This is a genomic window from Bordetella genomosp. 12, from assembly GCF_002261355.1.
Taxonomy (GTDB): domain Bacteria; phylum Pseudomonadota; class Gammaproteobacteria; order Burkholderiales; family Burkholderiaceae_B; genus Bordetella.
The window spans coordinates 370,931-391,104 of record NZ_NEVU01000003.1 but is presented as its reverse complement, the minus strand read 5'-3'; the positions used below and the strand labels follow the sequence as shown (position 1 = coordinate 391,104).

Here is a 20,174-nt window from a genome sequence, read left to right as displayed (position 1 = left end):
CCATGGCTTGCAGCCCGGCCTTTGTCCGACGCGACGACAATGATGGAGTCGCCACGCTCAGCCTCAACCATCCTGATACGCTGAATCGGTTTTCCGACGGCTCTCAGTTCCTGGAGCTGGCTGGCCACATACGCCGAGCCAGCGCTGATCCGTCTGTCCGAGTCCTTGTCATCACAGGCACAGGAAAGGCCTTCTGCGCCGGGGGAGACCTGCGCCAGATGGCTGAGCGGGAGGGGTTTTCTGCCGGCGATGTTGCCCAGGTGCAGGCGCGTTACCGCGAAACAGTACATCAATTGCCAGTAGCCCTTGCGGAAGCTGACATCCCAACGATCGCCGCAGTGAACGGCCCGGCATACGGGGCTGGTTGCGATCTGGCTTGCTTCTGTGATATTCGGATCGCCGCGCAGAGCGCGCGCTTTTCGGTCAGTTTCGCCCGCCTGGGTATCGTGGCTGGCGATGGGGGGGCCTGGATGCTTCCCCGACTCATCGGACGTTCCAAAGCCATGGAGCTGGCCTTCACCGCGGAGCCGATAGATGCACAGGAGGCATGGCGTATCGGTCTGGTGTCAGAGGTGACGGCGGACGATGCGCTGGCGGCGCGCACCTCTGAAATGGCGCGCCGCATTGCACGTCACCCCGCGGGCGCGCTGCGCATGCATAAGCGCCTGTTACGGGATGCGGAACAGCATACCCTGGCAACCCACCTGGATGTGGTGGCAGCATTTCAGGCGATCGCACATGCTTCCGATGAGCACGTGCGAGCGGTGCGCGATGTAATCGGCGGACTTCGGCAGCAGCGTTAGTTCTCTTCTTCGCTGGATAGTGCGATGTGCTCGGCCATGGCCAGCAGAACCGGCGCGACTTGGCTCCGCATAACGGCCTCCGTGACTTCGGCGCTAACGGCCATAGCTGCCAATGCGAACGCCGAACCCGCCTTTACGGGCGTTGCGATGGAGGCGGTGTGCGTGGCGACCGGCGCTGCCAGATAGCAGCATCCTGTTGTCTCCAGTTCCCGAAAAGCGGCGAGGATATCCGTCAGTTGGTGCGATGCGCCGGACGGAGCTTCGCCTTCGATCATGTCAAGCAGTTCACTGCGTTGTTCTTGCGGGCGTGCCCAGAGATAGGCGCGGCCAGAGGCCGAGGCCGCCATGGGGAAACGGGCACCCGAGGTCAGGCCAAGCTGCACCCGGCCAGGCGGGACGCAGTGCTCGACCACCAGCATGTGCAGCCGATCGCGAGCACTTAGCGTGACATGTACGCCGAAGCGTTCCGACAGTTCGCGCATGAGCGGCCTTGCTGCTTGGGCCACCGCCAGGCCTTTCTTGGCCGCGCGACCAATCGTCAGGCAGGCAATATGGGGTTCGTAGCTGTCGTTGCCTGTTGCCTGCAGGAAATGCTGGGATTGCAGTGTCTGGACGAGCTTTTCGGTGGTAGGCCGGGACAGGTCGAGCTTGCGAGCAATATCCGCCAGCGTAAGCTTGCGGTGGCGCAAATCGAACAGGCGCAGCACTTCCAGACCGCGGCGCAGCGAATCCACCTGTGCGTCGTCACGGGGCGCCGCGGGTGTAACTTGGCGAGTACGTACCATGATCATTCCGCCTTTACATTGCTGAGTTCGGCTTCAAGCCTGCCCTTGAGGGCGAGCAAATCCGGGATGACCTTTTGCTCGAGTCGCGGCAGATCCAGGGAGTTGGAGGGCGCGGCGCAGCCCAATGCGTAGGTGTGTGGCCCATCCGGTGTGTCGACAACCACGGCGGCGCCGTTGGTACCGGCTTCCAGGGTGCCTGCCGCGACGCAATAGCCGTCATTCGCCATTTGCGAGATCGCGGCGGGAACTTCGCGGCGGAGCAGTTCCCAGGCCTGCGGGTCGGCCGCGTGAAGTTTCTCAAGGAACACCGCGCGCTCGGCCTCGCCCATCGCGCCAATCAGTGCCCTGCCCAGTGCGGATCGATCTATGCGCAGGCGCGACCCAGGACGTACCCGCAAGGTAAAAAGCATGTCGCGGCTGTGCGCGACCTCGTTGCACACCATGCTGCTGGCGTCGGGCGAGGCCAGCACCACAGACACCTGGTGCAGATCGGCGAACTGCTGCATCAGCGGCCGGGCAAGCATGACGAAATCCCGGTGCGAGGCCGCGATGAATCCCAGCGCGAGCACCGCGGTGCCGAGACGATAAGCCGCCCGTTCGGCTGAGTACTGGAGGTACTCCGCTTCCAGCAGGTTGGCGGTAAGACGCGACACGGTTGGCTTGGGAAGGCCCGTAAGCGCCGCGATTTCGGAATTGCTCAACCAGTCGTTGTCAGGTTCGAAAGCCAACAGAATGGTCAGTCCGCGCGCCAGCACCCGCACTTCACGAATGCCTGGCTTGTGGGAGGACGAGTCAACGGATGTGTTCATCGAGTCATCAAAATGAAATTAGACTCGATTCTACAGGTAAGCACGCTGACTTACGGGGCGTTGCGTGCAGACCGTGCCCCCTGGCGAGGCACAGCAGCCTCGTGGCTAGTCGACCGAGACCCTCGGCCTGCGTTTGAGCCACCAACCGTATTGCTCGGGCCAGGCGAGATAGTCAGGGTCGGCCTGCAAAGCCAGTCGCGCATGCAGCGGCCAGTTCGGGTTATGCAGGGCCTCGCGTCCGATCGCCACCAGATCCGCCTGATTAGAGGCCAAGATAGTCTCGGCTTGCTGCGGATCCACGATAAGCCCCACGGCGATCGTGGCAATGTTGGCGTCCCGCTTTACCGCATGTGCAAAGGGTACCTGGAAACCAGGGCCGCGCTTGACTGCAAGCGGGCCTTTACCCGCCGTAGCGGGGGCTTGAATTCCGCCAGACGAGCAGTCGACCAGGTCAACACCCAGCCGCTTCAGTTCACGCGAGAACGCGATGCTGTCGGCAAGTTGCCAGCCACCCTCAATGCCGTCGACGGTAGAAATCCGGACAGAAAGCGGGATGTTCGAAGGGAGAGCGTCGCGGACCGCGGCTGTGACCTGCAAGGGAAAGCGCATCCGGTTTTCGAGCGAACCGCCGTAGTTGTCCTGTCGCTGGTTGGTGACCGGGGATAGAAAACTGTGCAGCAGGTAGCCATGGGCGGCATGAATCTCGATCAGGCGGTATCCGGCCCTGATCGCGCGGTCGGCGGCCTCGCGGAAGCGTTCGACAAGGCTGGCCAGTTCATCGGTATCAAGTTGACGCGGTACCGGCCATCCGTCCTGAACGGGCAGGGATGAGGCTCCCGTGGTTTCCCAGGAGGACTCTGCCGCGCCCAGCGCCAAGGGCTGGTTGCCCTCCCACGGCCGTCCGGTGCTTGCCTTGCGCCCGGCATGGCCTATTTGGATGGACGGCACTACGCCATGAGCGGTCATGATGTGTGCGAGTTCGGCAAGTCCTGGAATCTGCTCATCGCTCCAGATACCCAAGTCGCCCGGCGTCCCCCGACCCTCGCGGGTGACCGCCGCCACTTCCACCATGATGCTGCCTGGACCGCCGCGGGACAGTCCTGCCGTATGGAACCGGTGCCAGTCCTGCACCATCCCGTCGACGGCGGAGTACTGGCTCATTGGCGAGATGAGCACTCGGTTGGGCAGTTCGATGCCGCGCAGCTTGAACGGGGTGAACAGCTTGGTGTCGCGCATGGGGTTCCTTGTGTTCGGTTGGGGGACCATTGCCGCGCTCAGGCTTCGTAGTCGAGCACGATGAGCTGCCGGGCGAGCGTCGAGATCTTTTGCTTCAGCGGCAGGTGGGCGGGGGCTTGCTGGTATTCATCGTGGGCGGCTGCGTCAACGAAGTCCGCCACGAAGGCGTGGGTGTAGGAGTGGGCTCTATCCGACGAATTGGTGACAAAGCGTAGTTCGAGCACGCCGGCAAGTTCGTCTTGGATGGTCTGGCACATGCGGACGATTTCATCGTGGTCCCCCGGGGGGAGCGGGTGATGGAAGCTAAGCATGACAATATGGCGAAACATGGAGGCTCCGTTCAGATGTGCCGGCTGGTGGCCGGAAGGGGCGGTTCATGAAATGATCAGGCCGCCGTCGACGGCAAGGATGTGGCCGGTCGTGGACCGAGACTCGTCGGATGCCAGATACAGCGCCGCATGCGCGATATCCTCGGGCTGGACCAACCCAAACAGTTGGCCGTCCAAGGACTTGCTGGTGACACCGTCATCCTTCAGCAGCTTGAGCACCCGCTCTGTCGCGGTCGCGCCTGGTGCGACGGCGTTGACGCGGATTCGGTACGAGGCGTACTCGACTGCCATCGACCGGGTCAGCGCACTTACGGCGCCCTTGGCGGCGGTGTACGCGTCTTTGCCGTGGGTACCAATCAAGGCAAAGATGGACGTGCTATTGATGACTGAGCCGCCGTTGCCCGTATCCATCATGGCCTGGATGCCGTAGCGGCACCCCAACCAGGTGCCGAACAGGTCGAGCTTCATCTTGGACCAGAATTCCTCCACCGGCGCGTCGGTCACGCGGCTGTCGCGCACGGTGGAGCCACCGGCATTGTTGTAAAGCACGTCGAAACGGCCGAAGCGCGCCACGGTCCGCTTGACGGCGTCTTCCAGGCTTTCGGGCTCGGTGACGTCCGTCTGGATGAACAGGGCGGGGCGGCCTGTCGACGCCCCCACCAAGGCGGCGGTTTCTTCGCCCGCGGCGACGTCACGCTCGGCGATGACGATCTGGGCGCCTTCCTTGGCGAACAGCAATGCGCTTGCGCGGCCGATGCCCGCGCCGCCACCGGTGATGAAGACAACTTTTTCTTCGAGTCGATGCATGGATACCTCGCGTAAAACGGAAAATGGGATCAGGCGGGGTGGCCGGTCAGATGCCCAGATAAGCCTTTCGTACGGCTTCGCTGTTGGCCAGATCCGATGCCAGGCCTTGCAGCTGGATCTCGCCACGTTCAAGGATGAACGCGTGGGTAGCGATCTCCAGCGCCATTTCGGCGTTCTGCTCGACCAGCATCACATCGACGCCCTCGGCCGCGATGTCCTGGATGATCTGCGCGATCGTGTCGACGATGGCGGGTGCCAGCCCGATAGTGGGCTCGTCGAGCAGTAATAGCCGAGGCTTGGCCATCAGGGCGCGTCCCACGGCAACCATCTGTTGCTGGCCGCCGCTGAGACTCCCAGCCGGCGAATCGAGCCGGCTTTTCAATGCGGGAAAGCGCTCCAGCACGCCCTCGATGCGCCGCTGGATAGCATTTTTGTCTTTCTCGCGGTACGCGCCGAGTTCCAGGTTTTCCGCCACGGTCATGGCCTTGAACAGGCGTCGGCCTTCGGGAACCAATACCAGGCCCCGCGCGACGAGTGCATCCGGGGCCAGACCGGTGATGTCTTCGCCATAGAAGCGAACCTGTCCGGAGGCTGGGGCAACCAACCCTGTCAACGCTTTCATGATGGTCGACTTCCCGGCGCCGTTGGAGCCGACGATCGTCGAGATCGAGCCGCGCTGCACGGTGAAGCTTGCGCCGCTGACTGCGGGCACGATGCCGTACATCACCGAGAGGCGTTCGACGTCGAGTACATTTTCCTTATTGTTCATGCCGCTTCCCCAGATAGGCAGAAATCACGCGCGGGTCTCGCTGTATCTCGGCAGGAGTGCCGGTGGCCAGAAACACGCCGTAGTCCAGCACCACGATGCGGTCGCAAATGTCCATGACTGCCTTCATGTTGTGCTCCACGAGCAGCATGGAGACGCCGTATGCTTCGCGCATCTTGCGAAAGATCGACAGGACGGAGACGGCCTCGGTCTGGTTCAGGCCGGTCAGCGGCTCGTCCAGGCACAGCAGGGTCGGGCGAGCGGCAAAAGCGATGGCGATGCTGACGAGCCGTTGCAGGCCGTGCGACAGATTGCCCGCGATTTCGTGCAGGACATCGGCCAAGCCCATGAGAGCCGCAGTTTCGCGCACGCGCGCATCGCGTTCCGACTTGTTGCGCAGCGTGGCGAAGGTGCCGACGACGATATTGTCGTAGACGGTCATGTCGCGCAGCATGCTGTCGTGCTGGAACGTGCGGACCAGGCCCTGCCGGGCAATCCGGGCGGCGCTCTGGCCGGTAATGTCGCGGCCCATGAATGTCAAGCTGCCGCCGGACGGCCGGTAATAGCCGCTTACCACGTTGAAGGTGGTGCTCTTGCCGGCGCCGTTGGGGCCGATGAGGCCTAGGATCTCTCCCTTGCGGACTTCGAAACTCAGATCCTTGACCGCCACAAGGCCGCCAAAGCGACGGCTCATCCCGTCGACTTTCAGTAGTACTTGGTTTTCCATGAAACCCTCAGCCTTGAGGTTTCGCCACGGGTGTCAGCCTGGGCGCGCGTTTGTTGAAATGACGGCCCAGCCCGATCAAGCCTCCGGGCATCAACAGCACAGAGATGACGATGGCCGCGCCGTAGAAGATATGCTCGTACGGGCCGAAGCTCAGCGCGAACTGGCCTAGCAGCGTCAGCACGACCGCGCCGACCACCGCGCCCAGGATGTGCGACTCTCCGCCAACCTTCAGATATGCCAGGGCATACACCGCCAGCAGGAAGCCGAAGTCTCCCGGGCTGATCACGTTGTTCGAGTAGGCCAGCAATGCGCCCGCGATGCCGGCGACTACCGAGGAAATGCCCAGGCAAATTACCTTCGTCAGGTGCACATTGATGCCCACGGTCTCGACGATCGCGTCGTTATTGCGTATGGCCACGAGGACCTTTCCGAAGTCGGATTTCTCGATTGACCAGAGCGCCCAGAGCAGCGCAAGAACCATGGCCACGACGACTGCGGGGAAATAGCCGTCAAGGTAGGCTGGCGGGAAAATTCCCACCATGCCGGAACTGCCGCCGATCGCTTCGGTCTTGGTGTAGATCATGCGGATCACCTCCGTGAAGGCGAAGCTGATGAGCATGAAGTAGGGGCCCTTGGCGCGCAATGTGATGTAGCCGAACACCAGGCTGATCAGTCCCGCGAAGACCGCGCTGGCGGCCAGCGTCAGCAAGAAGGGCCAATTGAGCGTTACGCTGCCGACCCCAGCCATGTAGGCGCCAAGCCCCACGAAGCCGGCGACGGCAAAATTGAGCTCGCCGATGAGGGTCACGAAGCGAAAGCTTGCCGTGATCAGTACATTGACGGCCAGCCAAAGGACGAGGCTTGCGGCCAGCCCGCCGCCTTGTAGCAGGCCGGCGGAGAGCGCCACCAAGCCTAGCGAGGCGAGTGCGGGAGTGAATGTAGGGTTAGCCATTTCCGAGAATTCCCTTCGGACGAACCAGCAGTACGAACATGGTCAGGGCGAACATCGTGATCGTGGCCCAGGTGGGATCGAAGTAGTAGCCGCCCAGGCTTTCAATGATGGCGATCAACAGGCTGCCCAGGATGGCTCCCGGGATGCTGCCCAGGCCGCCGATCACGATTGCGATGAACCCGCGGATGAGATAGTCGCTGCCGATGATCGGGCTGGACACGGTCACGGGAGACAGCAACACCGCCGCGATCGCCGCGAGCGAGGTCGCGATGAAGAAGCCGGCCAGGGCGATACGGCGGTAGGGTATGCCTTGCAGCATCGCGGCCTCATGGTCTTCTGAGACTGCGCGCAAGGCCTTTCCCAGGCGGCTCGACGCGATAGTCCAGCACATCAGAACAGCCACCAGCAACGCGCAGCAAGTGATGATCAGCCGTTGCATGGTGATATAGGCGCCCAGGATGTTCACCGTTCCTTCGACAAGGGCGGGAAGTTTATTGGGCACGCCGCCGAATGACTCAAGGAAGATGCCTTGCAGCAGGAGCGACAAGCCTACCGACACAACGAAGGACCCCGTCATGTCACGCTGGAATCGCTGCAAGGCGAACTTGTAGATCACGCCGCCTAGCAGCAGCGTGAGCGTAATCCCCAGCACGCCGCCCAGCGCATACGATGCAAAAAGCGGCAAGGTTCCGCTGGCCAGGAAGGGGACTGTTACCCCCATGACCAGCAACGGCAGCGTGAAGAATTCTCCGTGTGCGAAGTTGACGATACGCATGACGCCGAATATGAGCGTCAGCCCCAGTGAGAACAATATGTACGCCGCGGCGATCTGCATACTGTTCATGATCAATTGCATGTAAACGTCCAACTTGTCTCCCCCGACCCATCGCCGTCCGGCGTTCTGATTACTTACCCTGCGTCAGGCGTTGCTGAAGCTCTTGCGGCACCACGCGTTCCACCTCGACCAACTTGCCATCCTGGATCTGGGTGATCATGACGGGAATGAGCAATTGCTGGGGCGAGCCGTAGGTGGCCTCGCCGCCGAAAGCGGTCTTGCCGTAGGATGTGTCGAAGACGATCTTGGGAAGCACTTTCAGGATCTCGGCGGGCTCCACGCTTTGCGCGGCTTCCATGCCGGCTTTCAGGGCGTATACGGAGTCGTAGGGAGCAAGCTGCAGCGGGTTGAGCGATTCTCCAACGGCCTTTTTCATGCCTTCGTTGAGCTCCCGCTGTTTGTTGGTCGCCTGCGCTCCTGCGTAGTCGCCCGAAAACCCCATGTACACGCCATCGGCGGCCTTGCCGCCAATGTCCACGAGCTGTGCGGCTCCAGTTCCCACGGGCTGCACTTTGACGCCTTCCCAGCCCAGCACGCTCAACTCCCGGAACAGCACGCCCGCATCTGCGGGTGGCGCCACCCCGAGATCAATGACGTCGGGCTTCACCGCCGCCAGCTTCTGGGCGATAGGTTGGAACTGCGTGGTGCCGCGCTCATACCAGTTGACGGAGACCACCTTTACGCCGAGTTTTTCCCACGCCTTTTGCGCGACCGGTTCGGTCTCCTTGCCAGTTGCATCGTTGGGGTTGAGCATGGCAACGGTCTTGATGGCTCCATGCTTGCTCTTGACGTACGCATACAGCGGTTCCAGGATTTCGAACGGCGTGCTTGACTGTGTCAGGGTGTAGGGTTTGGTTGGCCCCTTGACGGTTTTTCCCCAGGCGGAGGTGAACAGGATGACTTGGTTGCGTTCGGTGAGCGACTGCAACGCCAGAATGGGGGCGGTGCCGATGCTGCCGACGACGTAGCGCGACTTGTCGCGGTTGACGATGTTCTGCGCGACCTTTGTGCCTTCAGCCGCGTTGTATTTATTGTCGTACGCGCGAACCTCGAACTTGTAGGTCGTTCCGCCGATCTTCACTCCTCCTGCGTCGTTGATCTCCTTGGCAGCCTGCTTGGCGGTCCATTCCTGCCCCAGCCCCCAGGTGGCTGCGGCGCCCGACATCGGGGCGGATACGCCCAGAATCAGGGTTTTGGTGTCTTGTGCCGATGCGTTGCCGGCAATGAAAGGGGCGGCCGCGAAGGTAGCTGCCACGAGCACGCGGTTGAGGTGTTTCATCCTGTTGTCTCCCTATTTATAGGTGTAGTGATTACCGGCTGGGAGCCGGCTATTCGCCAGGTTTCTGGCGGGTGTTTATTCGGTGTGCGGAGGTTCTCCGGCACGCTTCCATCGAGCGCCGGCTTGACCTCCATGTTCGTCCACGAAGCCGGAAACCTGCTTGAGCATGCCCAGGTCGAGACTGGCCGCGTCACCCAGCGCCATGGCCAGATGCAGATCCTTGCTGATGATGCGGTGAATGTCGGCAAAGGCCGCTTCGGTGGGAACCCAAGCGCGATACTGCGCTCGGCCCGCAGTGGCATCCGCCGTCAGGAAGTTCAGGCCTGTGCTGACCTCCAGCACGGGCGCGAGATGCTCGAAATCCACGCCGTGCGCGGCAGCAAGCTCCACCGCTTCGGCGGTGAGGAACATGTTGGTCACGCACAGCATGTTGTTGATGATCTTGGTTACCGCGGCGTTGCCCAGCGGGCCGCAATGGAAGATGCGCTTGCCCATCGTCTGCATCAGCGGCTGCGCGCGCAGCACGTTTTCCTTGCTTCCACCCAGCATGATCGTGAGCGTGCCCTCTTGAGCGCCGACGATGCCGCCGCTTACCGGTGCGTCGAGCAGGCCGGCGCCCACCGCTGCCAGAGGCACTTCTAGCGCGCGCAGGGTGGCGGGCAGGGTGGTGCTCATCATGCATACGAGCGGGCGGTGGCCGGCGGGAATGGCCTTAGCCAGCCCGTGTTCCCCAAGCATCGCTTCGATGATCTGGGCATCGTTGGCCAGCAGAACGATGATTGCATCTGCTGCGGCGCAGGCGGCCACATCGGCGGTCGTCCGTACGCCTTGGGCGGCGAAGGCCTCCCGCACCACCGGATTTCGGTCGCAGATCGTCAGCTCGTAGCCAGCGCGCAGCGCGCAGAGAGCCATCGGCGCCCCCATATTTCCCGCGCCGATGAAAGCGACTGTCTTGATCGGGTCCATATGCATGGTTTCGGCTAGACCGCGATGTCCCGGTCGAACTGTGCCGCGCGCTTTTGCTGGAGCGCGCTGACTCCCTCCTTGGCCTCGGGACTGCCGAAGCCCATGAACTCCAGTGCCAGGGACGTATCGAAGATCGGCCCGGCCTGGCGTAACCAGTTGTTCAGGGCGTACTTGGTCCAACGCAGCGCGGCCGGCGCGCCCGCGGCGAGCTTCCCAGCGATCTTCAGAGCTTTTTCTTGAAGCACATCATCCTCGACGCATATCGATACCAGACCCAGCGCTTCAGCTTCCTGGCCGCTGACGGGTTCGCACAACATCAGGTGGTACTTGGCCTTGGCCATGCCGCACAGCAATGGCCAGATGATGGCGGCATGGTCGCCCGCCGCCACGCCCAGCTTGGTGTGGCCGTCGACGATGCGCGCGGATTTGGCCGCGATGGATATGTCTGCGAGGAGTGCGGCGACCAGGCCGGCGCCTACCGCCGGCCCATGGATGGCGGAGACGATGGGCTTGGAACAGTTGATGATGTTGTAGACAAGGTCGCGCGCTTCGCGCCACACGCGGGCTCGAGCCTTGAAGTCGTCGTTGATCTCATCCAACATCCGGAAATCACCGCCCGCCGAGAATGCGCGCCCGGCCCCGCGGATCACCACCGCGCTCACTTCCGGATCTGTATCGATCTCGCGCCAGACCTCCGCCAGTTCGGCATGCCCGCGTGAGTCCAGCGAATTCATGCGTTCGGGATTGTTCAGCGTCAGGCGAAGGACGCCCTCCAGGGGACGATCAAATTCGATCGCCGTATAGTTTTTGTAGCGATGGTTCTCAGTCATTTTTGTCTCCAGCTCCAGGCACGGGATTTGGCGGGTGTGATCGGCGGCGCGCCCTTGGGCAGCGTGGCGGAAACCAGCTATAGAGGTGAAACTTCAGGCGCAATTGTGCGATCCGCAGTCGCTTTATCAAAGATCACCGTTGCACCCTTACTGTGCGCCGATGCACAATGGGCTATGGACACACATCCCGAATGGAACGATCTGAAAGTTTTTCTGGCTGTAGCCCGATTGGGAACAATCTCGGATGCGGGGGAGAAACTGGGCATTGAGCACTCAACGGTTTCGCGGCGCATCGACAGGCTCGAAGCGACGTTGCGCGTGGTACTGTTCGATCGGCGCCGCAGCGGATACTCTTTGACGGACGCCGGCCATGCGCTGATCCCGCATGCGGAGAAGATGGAAAGCGCGCTACTCGCCGCGGTGGAAGAGAGCCTGGACATCGCGGATTTCATCAAGGGGAATGTGCGCGTGGGAACGCCGGAGGCGTTTGGCATTCACGTGCTTGCGCCTGGCGTTGCGCAGTTGCGTCAGAAGCACCCCGGGTTGCGCATCGAGTTGATGGCCCAACCTCAGTTTCCCAGCCTCGTGACCCGGGAAGTCGAGATCCTAGTCACGCTCGACCCGCCGGAGATGGGCCGTTACAAGGTCGCCAAGCTTGCGCAGATCGACTACTTCCTCTACTGCTCTCCCGATTACAAGAAGGGCCGGCCGCCCATCCGCGAGCTTGCGGACGTCGCTCAGCATGATTTCCTCGACTATATCCACGATGGTTCGGTCAGCGAGCGTTATCGGGTGCTTGAAGAGCTCGTCCCGCAGCCCAACAGATGCTTCACATCCAACAGCGTGCTGGCCCAGCGTTCTGCCGCTGCGGCCGGATTGGGTTTGGTATTGCTCACCCCGTACGTTGCCAATACCAAGAGCGGCGACCTCATCAGCGTGTTTCCGGATAAGCCCCTGATTACGCGCAGTCTTTGGATCGCGGCGCCTGAGGATCTGCTGGGGATCAAGCGCTATCAGTTCGTATGGCGCTTCATCCGCGAGCAGGTCGAATCCCAGCCGGAGCTCTTCCATCCGCCAGCCTGAGTAGTGTGCAGAATTGCACAATAAGGTTGCGTTAAATCCATTGTTCCTCATTGCTCAAGTCCCTAGTATCTGGGGGGCTATACCACGCACTCAACCCTTATTTGATCGGTTAGAGAATGAGAAAGATATATGGAGATGTGGCCAGCGCCCTGGAAGGGGTGATTGCGAACGGCCAAACGATTGCCGTCGGAGGCTTCGGCCTGTGCGGCATTCCCTCGGCATTGATCGAGGGAATGCGAGCCAGCGGCGTAGGGGACCTGACTTGCATCAGCAACAACGCCGGGGTTGACGACTTCGGTTTGGGACTATTGCTGCAGTCTCGCCAGATCAAGCGCATGATCGCGTCGTATGTGGGCGAGAACAAAGAGTTCGAAAGGCAGTACCTGAGCGGTGAGCTGGAGTTGGAATTCAATCCCCAAGGAACGCTCGCGGAACGCCTGCGCGCAGGAGGCGCCGGCATTCCGGCATTCTTCACACGGACAGGTGTGGGCACCGTAGTAGAGGACGGCAAGGAAACCCGGAAATTCGGCGGGAAGACCTACGTCATGGAGCTGGCGCTTCACGCCGATGTCTCGTTGGTCAAGGCACAGCGCGCGGATCGTTCGGGCAATCTCGTGTTTGCCCGCACCGCGCGCAACTTTAATCCGGACGTGGCAATGGCTGGAACGGTCACGATAGTTGAAGTGGAGGAGTTGGTGGCCGAGGGGGATATCGACCCTGATGATGTGCATTTGCCCGGCATCTTCGTCGATCGCATCGTTGTCGTTCCTAATCCGGAAAAGCGCATCGAGCGCAAGAGCTTCCGGTCGCGGGATCAGTGAGGAGAACCTAAAATGGCATGGTCTCATGAACAAATGGCGGCGCGCGCTGCGAAAGAGTTGCGTGACGGCGACTACGTTAACCTGGGTATCGGACTGCCCACTAAGGTAGTGCAATACGTGCCGGAGGACATGCAGGTTTGGCTGCAGTCGGAGAATGGTCTTATCGGAATAGGGCCGCCTCCCTATGAGGACGAAATCGATCCTGACCTGATCGACGCTGCGAAGCAGACGGTGACCATGGTTCCTGGTGCTTCCATTTGTACTTCATCCATGTCATTCGCCATGATCCGGGGCGGCCATATGGATCTCACTATCTTAGGGGCCATGCAGGTTAGTGAGCAGGGTGACCTCGCCAATTGGATGATTCCGGGAAAGATGGTCAAGGGCATGGGTGGAGCTATGGACTTGGTGGGCGGTGCTCGGCGGGTGATTGTGCTCATGGAGCACAATACACGCGAGGGAGGAATGAAAATTCTGAACGAGTGCTCATTGCCGCTTACGGGGCGTGGCGTTGTGCACCGAATCATCTCCGATTTGGCGGTGATGGATATCACGGAAGAAGGCCTTGTAGTGACGGAAATTGCGCCGGGAGTCACCCAAGAGACATTGCAAGAAAGATCGGAACCCCGGTTGGTCTTTGCGCTTGAATAGTCGTTTTTCGTGGGCGGCGAGTCCTATGGCGAGAGTTTCTGCGAATATTCGCCCCGGGCAGAAAATCCGGCAGTCCCTAGTGAACGGCCCCGCAAAACTGCCTACAGGCGACGCACAGCGTGTTGCGGCTCATGGATGGTGATAGACGCGTGCTTCACCCGGACTACGTGGCAAAGGACGCGACAGCCTTTATAGGGTGTCGCGCTCCTGACTCACCGGCTTAAGCTCAGCGTCAAGCCGACGGACATCTGCGCTCTGGCCATCTTGCTATTTACGCTGTTCAAGGCTACCCGACTACCGCTTGAGCTACGGATACAGATTGTGGTGCTCCCGCCCAATCGTGTCGTTATGTAGCCGACCTTGTCTCCCGCGTTGGGGACTTGCTTTACCGCCTACAGCTTGACTCTTCTGAGCATCGCTGCCGCGATGTCTTGCCTTCCATATCGCCTAAATTGTCAGTCAACTGGGTACCCAGGAAACCTTGGGCGATTCAGGTATTTCACCCCGCTTCGCCACTATAGACCGATCAAACCTTCCGAGGAAAGGATTGAATCTGGACTGCAGTCAATCTCCTCCGCCTCTGAATGAGATGCTCCGATGAAATATTCCACCCAAGTCCAGTCCATCAGCTACCTCAAGAGCCATGCTGCCGAGATTGTCAAAGAGATCTCTGAGAGCCGTGAGCCTATGCTGATCACCCAAAATGGCGAGGCGAAGCTCGTGGTCATGGATGTGGTGAGCTACGAGGAGCAAGAGCAAACCATCGCGCTTTTGCAGCTACTGGCACACGGACGCCGGGAGATCGAGGAGGGGCGAGTGGTTCCCGCCGCCGATGTCTTCGCTCAGATCGAGGCAATGGACAAGGGCGATGTCCAGTGGGCCGCAAGGTTGTCTTTCTCCAATCGGCGGTAGACGATCTTCAAGAGATTCGGCGCTACATCCGAAAGCACTTTCACAGGCGGTATGGCTGGACTCGTACGCCAGGATCAAGCAGGCAATCCTGACCCTAGAGCAGTTTCCTCATGCCGGGCATGCCCCCGCTGAATTGCCCGCGACGCACTTCCTTGAAATCATCGCAGTAAAGAAGCGTGTGATCTACGAAGTCGTGGGCGATACGGTCTATATCCACATCATCTGCGACAGCCGTCAAGATTTCAAAACCAAACTCGCCCGTCGCCCCATCCGCACTTTCAGACCTTGACGTCACTTCCTACGGTGTGACGTCACCCCGGCGCTCAGCGCTGCCGGCGGGACATCCGCTTTGTGGTGAGAGCGGACTTTGGCGCTTGAAATATTCGTTGTGCATGCCCAGTAAAAATCCCTGAAGGTGGAGTGGGTGTTCGCCGTTCAGGGGGCGGTTGAAACCGCAGGGCGCTGCCGCCTCGGGGGCGACGCCAAGACTCAGAAGACATACATAACGTTCAGGTGCGCCGAGCTGCCCCGGCGGTCATTGAAGTCGCCTTGCACACGCCTATTCATGCGGAGTGCGTCGTTGTTGGCGATGGGGGCGGCAGACACGTTCAATTTCGTGATACCGGTGTTTCCTTTGAGAGACGGGTGTCTAGCGACAAGCCATCAGCGCTGCCTTTGGCTATGCCGCTGAACTCGCCTTCGTAGGGCAGGCCCGCACAAGGTTTGATTTGGGGATGTACCTGATAGCCCAGCCTGAGAGGCGGGCCGAAGGGGGGGGGCAGTCCGCTACGGATTGCATATCCAAAAGGTATGGATGTGGCCCGCCTCAGGGTGTTTTCAGGCGCCGTGCAAGCGCGATTTTCCGCCAGTCATTAATGGTAAACCCGTATGGTGCGGCAGTCTGCGTGGCGGGCGTATTGGCGTGGGCGAATTTTATACCTTTAAGGTATGGGTGCTGACATCCAAAGTATTGGACGAGGCAGGTCAGTCGGCCCTATAAATCGACACCCCGACCTTTCATGATTCCTTTGCCCAATATGCCCGCAGCAACTATCGAACGCATAGAAACGTCTCTTGTCGATCTCCCGACGATACGCCCGCACAAGCTGTCCGTGGCGACGATGTATGGGCAGACGCTGATGCTCGTGCGGGTGGTGTGCAGCGATGGTGTTGTGGGCATCGGTGAAGGCACGACGATTGCCGGCATGGCCTATGGGCCGGAGAGCCCGGAAGCGATGAAGCTGGCCATCGATGCTTACTTTGCGCCGGCGATGATCGGCCAGGACGCGACCCGTATCCAGGCGCTGATGGCGCACCTGGGCAAGCTCGTCAAGGTGAACCACTTCGCCAAGAGTGCGCTGGAGACGGCGTTGCTGGATGCGCACGGTAAGCGTCTCGGCTTGCCGGTCAGCGAGCTGCTGGGCGGCCGCCGCCGGGACCGGCTGCCGGTGGCATGGACGCTGGCGTCGGGTGACACCGCGCGTGACATCGCCGAAGCCGAGCAGATGCTCGCGACGCGCCGGCACCGCATTTTCAAGCTGAAGATCGGCAGCCGGGAACCTCGGGTCGATATCCAGCACGTGGCCGAGATCAAGAGCGCGCTGGGCGACCGGGCATCGGTGCGGGTGGACGTCAATATGGCCTGGAGTGAGACGCAGGCCTGCTGGGCGATTCCCGCTTTGGCGCAAGTGGGCTGCGAGCTGGTCGAGCAGCCGGTGGCCAGCGCGACGTCGCTGGCGCGCCTGATGCGGCGCTTTCCCGTCGCATTGATGGCTGATGAAGTGTTGCAGGGCCCCGACACCGCCTTTGACATTGCCTGCGCGCATGGCGCGGATGTGTTCGCGATCAAGATCGAGCAGAACGGCGGCCTGTTCGCCGCCCAGCGCGTGGCCGCGATTGCCGATGCCGCGGGCATTGAATTGTACGGCGGCACGATGTTGGAGGGCGCCGTCAGTACCATCGCGGCGGCGCATTTGTTCACCACTTTTCCCCAATTGCAGTGGGGCACGGAATTGTTTGGTCCCTTGCTCATTACCGAGGATATCCTTACGCGCCCGCTGGACTACAGCGACTTCGAACTCACCGTGCCCGCCGGTCCCGGCCTGGGCATCGAACTGGACGAAGCCCGTGTCAAGCGCTTCACGCGCGACGGGCTGATCAAGGTGACTGACAAACGGCATTGATCGCGGGCCTCCCGCACACAGCAACAACCTACGGAGACACAAACCATGACACTCGACATCTTCAACCGCAAAGAGGTCCAGGACCTGCTGACGGCCGCCACCAACCAGGAAGGCGGCGAGGGCTCGCCCCGCTTCAAGCAGATCGCGCACCGGCTGTTGAGCGATCTCTTCAAGGCCATCGACGATTTGGACATTACGCCGGATGAGGTCTGGAGCGGCGTGAACTACTTGAACAAGCTGGGCCGCGACGGCGAAGCCGCCTTGCTGGCCGCCGGAATGGGCCTGGAAAAATACCTCGACATGCGCATGGACGAGGAGGACAAGCGGGCAGGCCTGGAGGGCGGCACGCCGCGCACCATCGAGGGCCCCTTGTACGTGGCGGGCGCGCCGCTGCGCGAAGGGGTGTCGCGCATCGATATCGATCCGGATGAGGGGGCGGGTCCGCTGGTCATCCGCGGGGTGGTTACCGATACCCAGGGTAAACCGCTCGCCAACGCGGTGGTCGAATGCTGGCATGCTAATTCCAACGGCTTTTACTCGCACTTCGATCCGACCGGTGCGCAGACCGATTTCAACCTGCGCGGCGCGGTCAAGACCGGGCCTCATGGCGAGTATGAGTTCCGCACCTTGATGCCGGTGGGTTACGGCTGTCCGCCGCAAGGCGCCACGCAGCAACTGCTGGACGCGCTCGGCCGCCACGGCAATCGCCCTGCGCACGTGCACTTTTTCGTAAGCGCCGATCAGCATCGCAAGCTCACCACGCAATTCAATATCGAGGGTGATCCCCTTATCTGGGATGACTTCGCCTATGCCACCCGTGAGGGTCTGATCCCGCCCGTGGTCGAGAAGACCGGGGGCGAGAAGCTGGGCCTCAAAGCCGATTCTTACAAGGAAATCGAATTCAACTTTGCACTGACCACCTTGGTGCAAGGCAAGGACAACCAAATCGTCAACCGCCTGCGCGCCAGCGCTCAGGCGTAACGCGGCAAGGTCTTGCGCAGCGCTGCGCAAGACCGCCACACCACATACCAATAACGTAGCAAACGAAATCGCGAGGGGACTTCCATGTCAGCAACGCTTTCTATACCCACTCTGATCGACAAGAATCGGATGGGCGCCTTTCAATGGCGTGTCTTGATTCTGTGTTTTTTGATTGCCTTGTTCGACGGCTTCGACACGCAGGCAATGGCCTTCACCGGCCCGGCCATTCTGGCGGCTTTCAAGCTTCAGTCGGGTGAGCTGGCGCCGATTCTTACCGCCGGCATTGTCGGCATGACAGTGGGCGCGATGTTGCTGGGCCTCGTGGGCGACCGCATCGGCCGGCGTCCTGCCGCGTTGTTGGGCGTGGCCGTGTTTGGTCTGGCCACGTTGTTGACGGCGGGCGCCACGGAAACCTGGCAGATCCTGGCGCTGCGTTTTATCGCCGGGCTGGGCATGGGCGGCTGCACGCCCATCGTGCTGGCGCTGGCCTCCGAGTACGCTCCCGCACGTTTGCGCGGCACCGTGATCACCGGCGTGTTGCTGGGCCTGCCGGCTGGCGCCATGCTGGGCGGGCTGCTCGCCGCGCGCATGCTGCCGGTTATTGGCTGGCAAGGCATTTTCATTGTGGGCGGTGTCGCGCCGCTGCTCTTGCTGCTGGCTTTGTTCGTGTTGCTGCCGGAATCGCTGCAATTCAAGGCGATGCGCGGCGATGCGGCGGGCCAAAACTATGTGGCCCGCATCCTGACCAAGATTTCCGGTGAGCCGATGCCCGCAGGCACGCGCTTCACCGTTCCGGAAGATGCCACCATCCGCGCCAGCGTCAAGGCTTTGTTCGCCGACGGCTATGCGCGCAAGACGATCGCCATCTGGTCGATATACCTGCTCAATTGGGTGGCCTGGTTCATGCTGCTGTCGTGGTTGCCGACCGTGCTCAAGACCGCCGGGCTGCCCGCTGAACAGGCGCCGATGGGTACGTTCACGGTCAACCTCGTCTTCATCGCTTGCGCCATCCCGCTGTCCTACCTGATGCCGCGCGTGCCCACGCGTTCGCTGCTGATCGCCATGTTTGCATTGGGCATCGCCGTGGCGCTGGGCCTGGGCTATGCAGGCACCGACTGGACCATGGTTTTCATTCTGGTCGGCGCGGCCGGCCTGGGTGTCGGCGGCCAGCAACTGGCGTTGAACTACCTGGTGATCGGCGCCTATCCCACCGCGCTGCGCGCCACGGCCACGGGTTGGTCTATTGGCGTGGGCCGTGCGGGTGCCATCATCGGTTCGGCCATTGGTGGCAGTGTGCTGGGCTGGTTTGGGCCGTCGGGCTTTTTCCTGGCCCTGGCCGTCCCGCTGGCGGGCGCCTTGCTGGCGGTGCTGGCTGTCGACATCAAAACCTCCCGCCCCGTGCCGGGCGATCTTTCACGCGCGCATTAAGTCGAGAGCTGTCCCATGAATCGTTTTGAAAATCAGATTGCCCTGGTCACCGGCGCCGCCCAAGGCGTCGGGCGTGCCACCGCCCGGCGGCTGGCCGCCGAGGGCGCCAGCGTGGTCCTCGTCGACCGGGCCGCCGAGCAAGGTGCGGCCGTGGTCCGTGAGATCCTCGCCGAAGGCGGCCGTGCTTCCTTTTTCAGCGCCGATCTGGAAACCCATGCCGGCGCCCAGGAAATGGTGGAGTACACCCTGGATACCCATGGCCGTATCGACGTGGCGGTGCACAACGTGGGCGGCACTATCTGGATGAAACCTTTCTGGGAATACAGCCCCGATGAAATGCAACGCGAAGTGAGCCGCTCTTTGTGGCCCACCTTGTGGTCATGCCGCGAGGTCATTCCGGTGATGCGCAAGCAAGGGCGCGGCGCGATTGTCAACGTCGGCTCGAACGCGACGCGCGGCATTTATCGCGTGCCGTACTCCGCGTCCAAGGGCGGCGTGCACGCCGCGACGGTGTGCATGGCGCTTGAGCTTGCCGAAAGCGGCGTACGCGTCAACTGCGTTTCGCCCGGCGCGCTGGACAACGGGGTACGCGCCATTCCGCGCAACACCGAGCCGCCGTCGGAGCAGGACCAGGCGTGGCAACGGCAGATGTACACCGACTGCCTGGCGACCACGCCCATGCATCGCATGGGCAGCATGGAAGAGGTCGCCGCCGCCATCTGCTTTTTCGCGGCGCCTGAGGCGTCGTACATCACGGGGCAGGTGATGTACGTGGCGGGCGGGCACTTGGGGTGAGCCGCCAGGGGTATCGACCGCCGCTCCCCGGATGACGACATCCAGGGCCGGCGCCTGTGCCTAGGCAGTAAGGAAGCCCGTCTTTCTATGGAAAGGCGGGCTTCTTTTTATGGACGTTGTACGGCGCCTCACGGATCGCGGCGAGTTCCGGGAGGGGGCGATCTAAGCGCCGTAGCGGCGCCACGAGTGTGGTGAG

At 61.6% G+C, this 20,174-nt stretch carries 22 protein-coding genes; 10 read left to right on the top strand and 12 right to left on the bottom strand.

Annotated elements, in window-relative coordinates:
• Positions 1 to 2 precede the first annotated feature (2 nt).
• Entirely contained in the window at positions 3 to 803 is an 801-nt protein-coding gene (locus tag CAL22_RS13910) for an enoyl-CoA hydratase-related protein (RefSeq protein ID WP_094814231.1), read from the top strand.
• On the opposite strand, the gene CAL22_RS13905 is transcribed toward CAL22_RS13910, so the two are convergent.
• The 12 genes from CAL22_RS13905 to CAL22_RS13850 all read right to left on the bottom strand — a co-directional run bounded on the left by CAL22_RS13905 (position 800) and on the right by CAL22_RS13850 (position 11,124).
• Positions 800 to 1,594 (bottom strand): IclR family transcriptional regulator, encoded by a 795-nt coding sequence (locus CAL22_RS13905; protein WP_244193895.1) that lies wholly within the window; start codon positions 1,592 to 1,594, stop codon positions 800 to 802. The genes CAL22_RS13910 and CAL22_RS13905 overlap by 4 nt on opposite strands.
• On the bottom strand, positions 1,591 to 2,397 hold the full coding sequence (locus CAL22_RS13900) for an IclR family transcriptional regulator (protein WP_094814230.1): 807 nt from the start codon (positions 2,395 to 2,397) through the stop codon (positions 1,591 to 1,593). Before CAL22_RS13900 ends, CAL22_RS13905 begins: the two co-directional genes overlap by 4 nt.
• Positions 2,398 to 2,502: 105 nt before the next feature.
• Positions 2,503 to 3,633, bottom strand: a complete 1,131-nt coding sequence (locus CAL22_RS13895; RefSeq protein WP_094814228.1) for an NADH:flavin oxidoreductase/NADH oxidase — start codon at positions 3,631 to 3,633, stop codon at positions 2,503 to 2,505.
• Between the two features lie 38 nt (positions 3,634 to 3,671).
• Positions 3,672 to 3,944: a Dabb family protein gene (locus tag CAL22_RS13890; protein WP_227740069.1), complete on the bottom strand. Its 273-nt coding sequence runs from the start codon at positions 3,942 to 3,944 to the stop codon at positions 3,672 to 3,674.
• A gap of 63 nt (positions 3,945 to 4,007) precedes the next feature.
• A complete protein-coding gene (locus tag CAL22_RS13885; RefSeq protein ID WP_094814226.1) occupies positions 4,008 to 4,769 on the bottom strand; it encodes an SDR family NAD(P)-dependent oxidoreductase in 762 nt (253 codons plus the stop codon).
• Positions 4,770 to 4,815: 46 nt separating this feature from the next.
• The gene (locus CAL22_RS13880) at positions 4,816 to 5,538 is read right to left on the bottom strand and encodes an ABC transporter ATP-binding protein (protein ID WP_094814224.1); all 723 of its coding nucleotides are present in this window, start codon (positions 5,536 to 5,538) and stop codon (positions 4,816 to 4,818) included.
• Positions 5,528 to 6,262 carry an ABC transporter ATP-binding protein gene (locus CAL22_RS13875; protein ID WP_094814222.1) on the bottom strand — a complete coding sequence of 245 codons (735 nt, stop codon included), beginning with the start codon at positions 6,260 to 6,262 and terminating at the stop codon, positions 5,528 to 5,530. Before CAL22_RS13875 ends, CAL22_RS13880 begins: the two co-directional genes overlap by 11 nt.
• Before the next feature lie 7 nt (positions 6,263 to 6,269).
• Positions 6,270 to 7,214, bottom strand: a complete 945-nt coding sequence (locus tag CAL22_RS13870; RefSeq protein WP_094814220.1) for a branched-chain amino acid ABC transporter permease — start codon at positions 7,212 to 7,214, stop codon at positions 6,270 to 6,272.
• Positions 7,207 to 8,070 (bottom strand): branched-chain amino acid ABC transporter permease, encoded by an 864-nt coding sequence (locus CAL22_RS13865; protein ID WP_094814218.1) that lies wholly within the window; start codon positions 8,068 to 8,070, stop codon positions 7,207 to 7,209. Before CAL22_RS13865 ends, CAL22_RS13870 begins: the two co-directional genes overlap by 8 nt.
• Before the next feature lie 49 nt (positions 8,071 to 8,119).
• Complete coding sequence (locus tag CAL22_RS13860) at positions 8,120 to 9,328, bottom strand: ABC transporter substrate-binding protein (protein ID WP_094814216.1); 1,209 nt, start codon at positions 9,326 to 9,328, stop codon at positions 8,120 to 8,122.
• Positions 9,329 to 9,403: 75 nt separating this feature from the next.
• Positions 9,404 to 10,294 carry an NAD(P)-dependent oxidoreductase gene (locus CAL22_RS13855; protein WP_094816613.1) on the bottom strand — a complete coding sequence of 297 codons (891 nt, stop codon included), beginning with the start codon at positions 10,292 to 10,294 and terminating at the stop codon, positions 9,404 to 9,406.
• Positions 10,295 to 10,308: 14 nt separating this feature from the next.
• A complete protein-coding gene (locus tag CAL22_RS13850; RefSeq protein ID WP_094814214.1) occupies positions 10,309 to 11,124 on the bottom strand; it encodes an enoyl-CoA hydratase/isomerase family protein in 816 nt (271 codons plus the stop codon).
• 174 nt (positions 11,125 to 11,298) lie between these two features.
• Here CAL22_RS13850 and CAL22_RS13845 point away from each other — a divergent pair, with 174 nt between their 5' ends.
• The 9 genes from CAL22_RS13845 (at position 11,299) to CAL22_RS13805 (ending at position 19,978) form a co-directional block, all read left to right on the top strand.
• A complete protein-coding gene (locus CAL22_RS13845; protein WP_094814212.1) occupies positions 11,299 to 12,207 on the top strand; it encodes a LysR family transcriptional regulator in 909 nt (302 codons plus the stop codon).
• A gap of 116 nt (positions 12,208 to 12,323) precedes the next feature.
• Positions 12,324 to 13,028, top strand: coding sequence for a CoA transferase subunit A (locus CAL22_RS13840; RefSeq protein WP_094814210.1), 705 nt, complete (start codon positions 12,324 to 12,326; stop codon positions 13,026 to 13,028).
• Positions 13,029 to 13,040: 12 nt separating this feature from the next.
• Positions 13,041 to 13,679 carry a CoA transferase subunit B gene (locus CAL22_RS13835; RefSeq protein WP_094814208.1) on the top strand — a complete coding sequence of 213 codons (639 nt, stop codon included), beginning with the start codon at positions 13,041 to 13,043 and terminating at the stop codon, positions 13,677 to 13,679.
• Between the two features lie 597 nt (positions 13,680 to 14,276).
• Complete coding sequence (locus CAL22_RS13830) at positions 14,277 to 14,591, top strand: type II toxin-antitoxin system Phd/YefM family antitoxin (protein WP_094814206.1); 315 nt, start codon at positions 14,277 to 14,279, stop codon at positions 14,589 to 14,591.
• Positions 14,548 to 14,880 (top strand): type II toxin-antitoxin system RelE/ParE family toxin, encoded by a 333-nt coding sequence (locus CAL22_RS13825; protein ID WP_244193893.1) that lies wholly within the window; start codon positions 14,548 to 14,550, stop codon positions 14,878 to 14,880. Before CAL22_RS13830 ends, CAL22_RS13825 begins: the two co-directional genes overlap by 44 nt.
• Positions 14,881 to 15,628: 748 nt before the next feature.
• A complete protein-coding gene (locus CAL22_RS13820; protein WP_094816611.1) occupies positions 15,629 to 16,774 on the top strand; it encodes a muconate/chloromuconate family cycloisomerase in 1,146 nt (381 codons plus the stop codon).
• A gap of 45 nt (positions 16,775 to 16,819) precedes the next feature.
• Positions 16,820 to 17,755, top strand: a complete 936-nt coding sequence (gene catA / locus CAL22_RS13815; RefSeq protein ID WP_094814204.1) for a catechol 1,2-dioxygenase — start codon at positions 16,820 to 16,822, stop codon at positions 17,753 to 17,755.
• Positions 17,756 to 17,839: 84 nt separating this feature from the next.
• Positions 17,840 to 19,183, top strand: coding sequence for an MFS transporter (locus tag CAL22_RS13810; protein ID WP_432264303.1), 1,344 nt, complete (start codon positions 17,840 to 17,842; stop codon positions 19,181 to 19,183).
• Positions 19,184 to 19,198: 15 nt separating this feature from the next.
• Complete coding sequence (locus tag CAL22_RS13805; RefSeq protein WP_094814200.1) at positions 19,199 to 19,978, top strand: 1,6-dihydroxycyclohexa-2,4-diene-1-carboxylate dehydrogenase; 780 nt, start codon at positions 19,199 to 19,201, stop codon at positions 19,976 to 19,978.
• Positions 19,979 to 20,174: the final 196 nt, after the last annotated feature.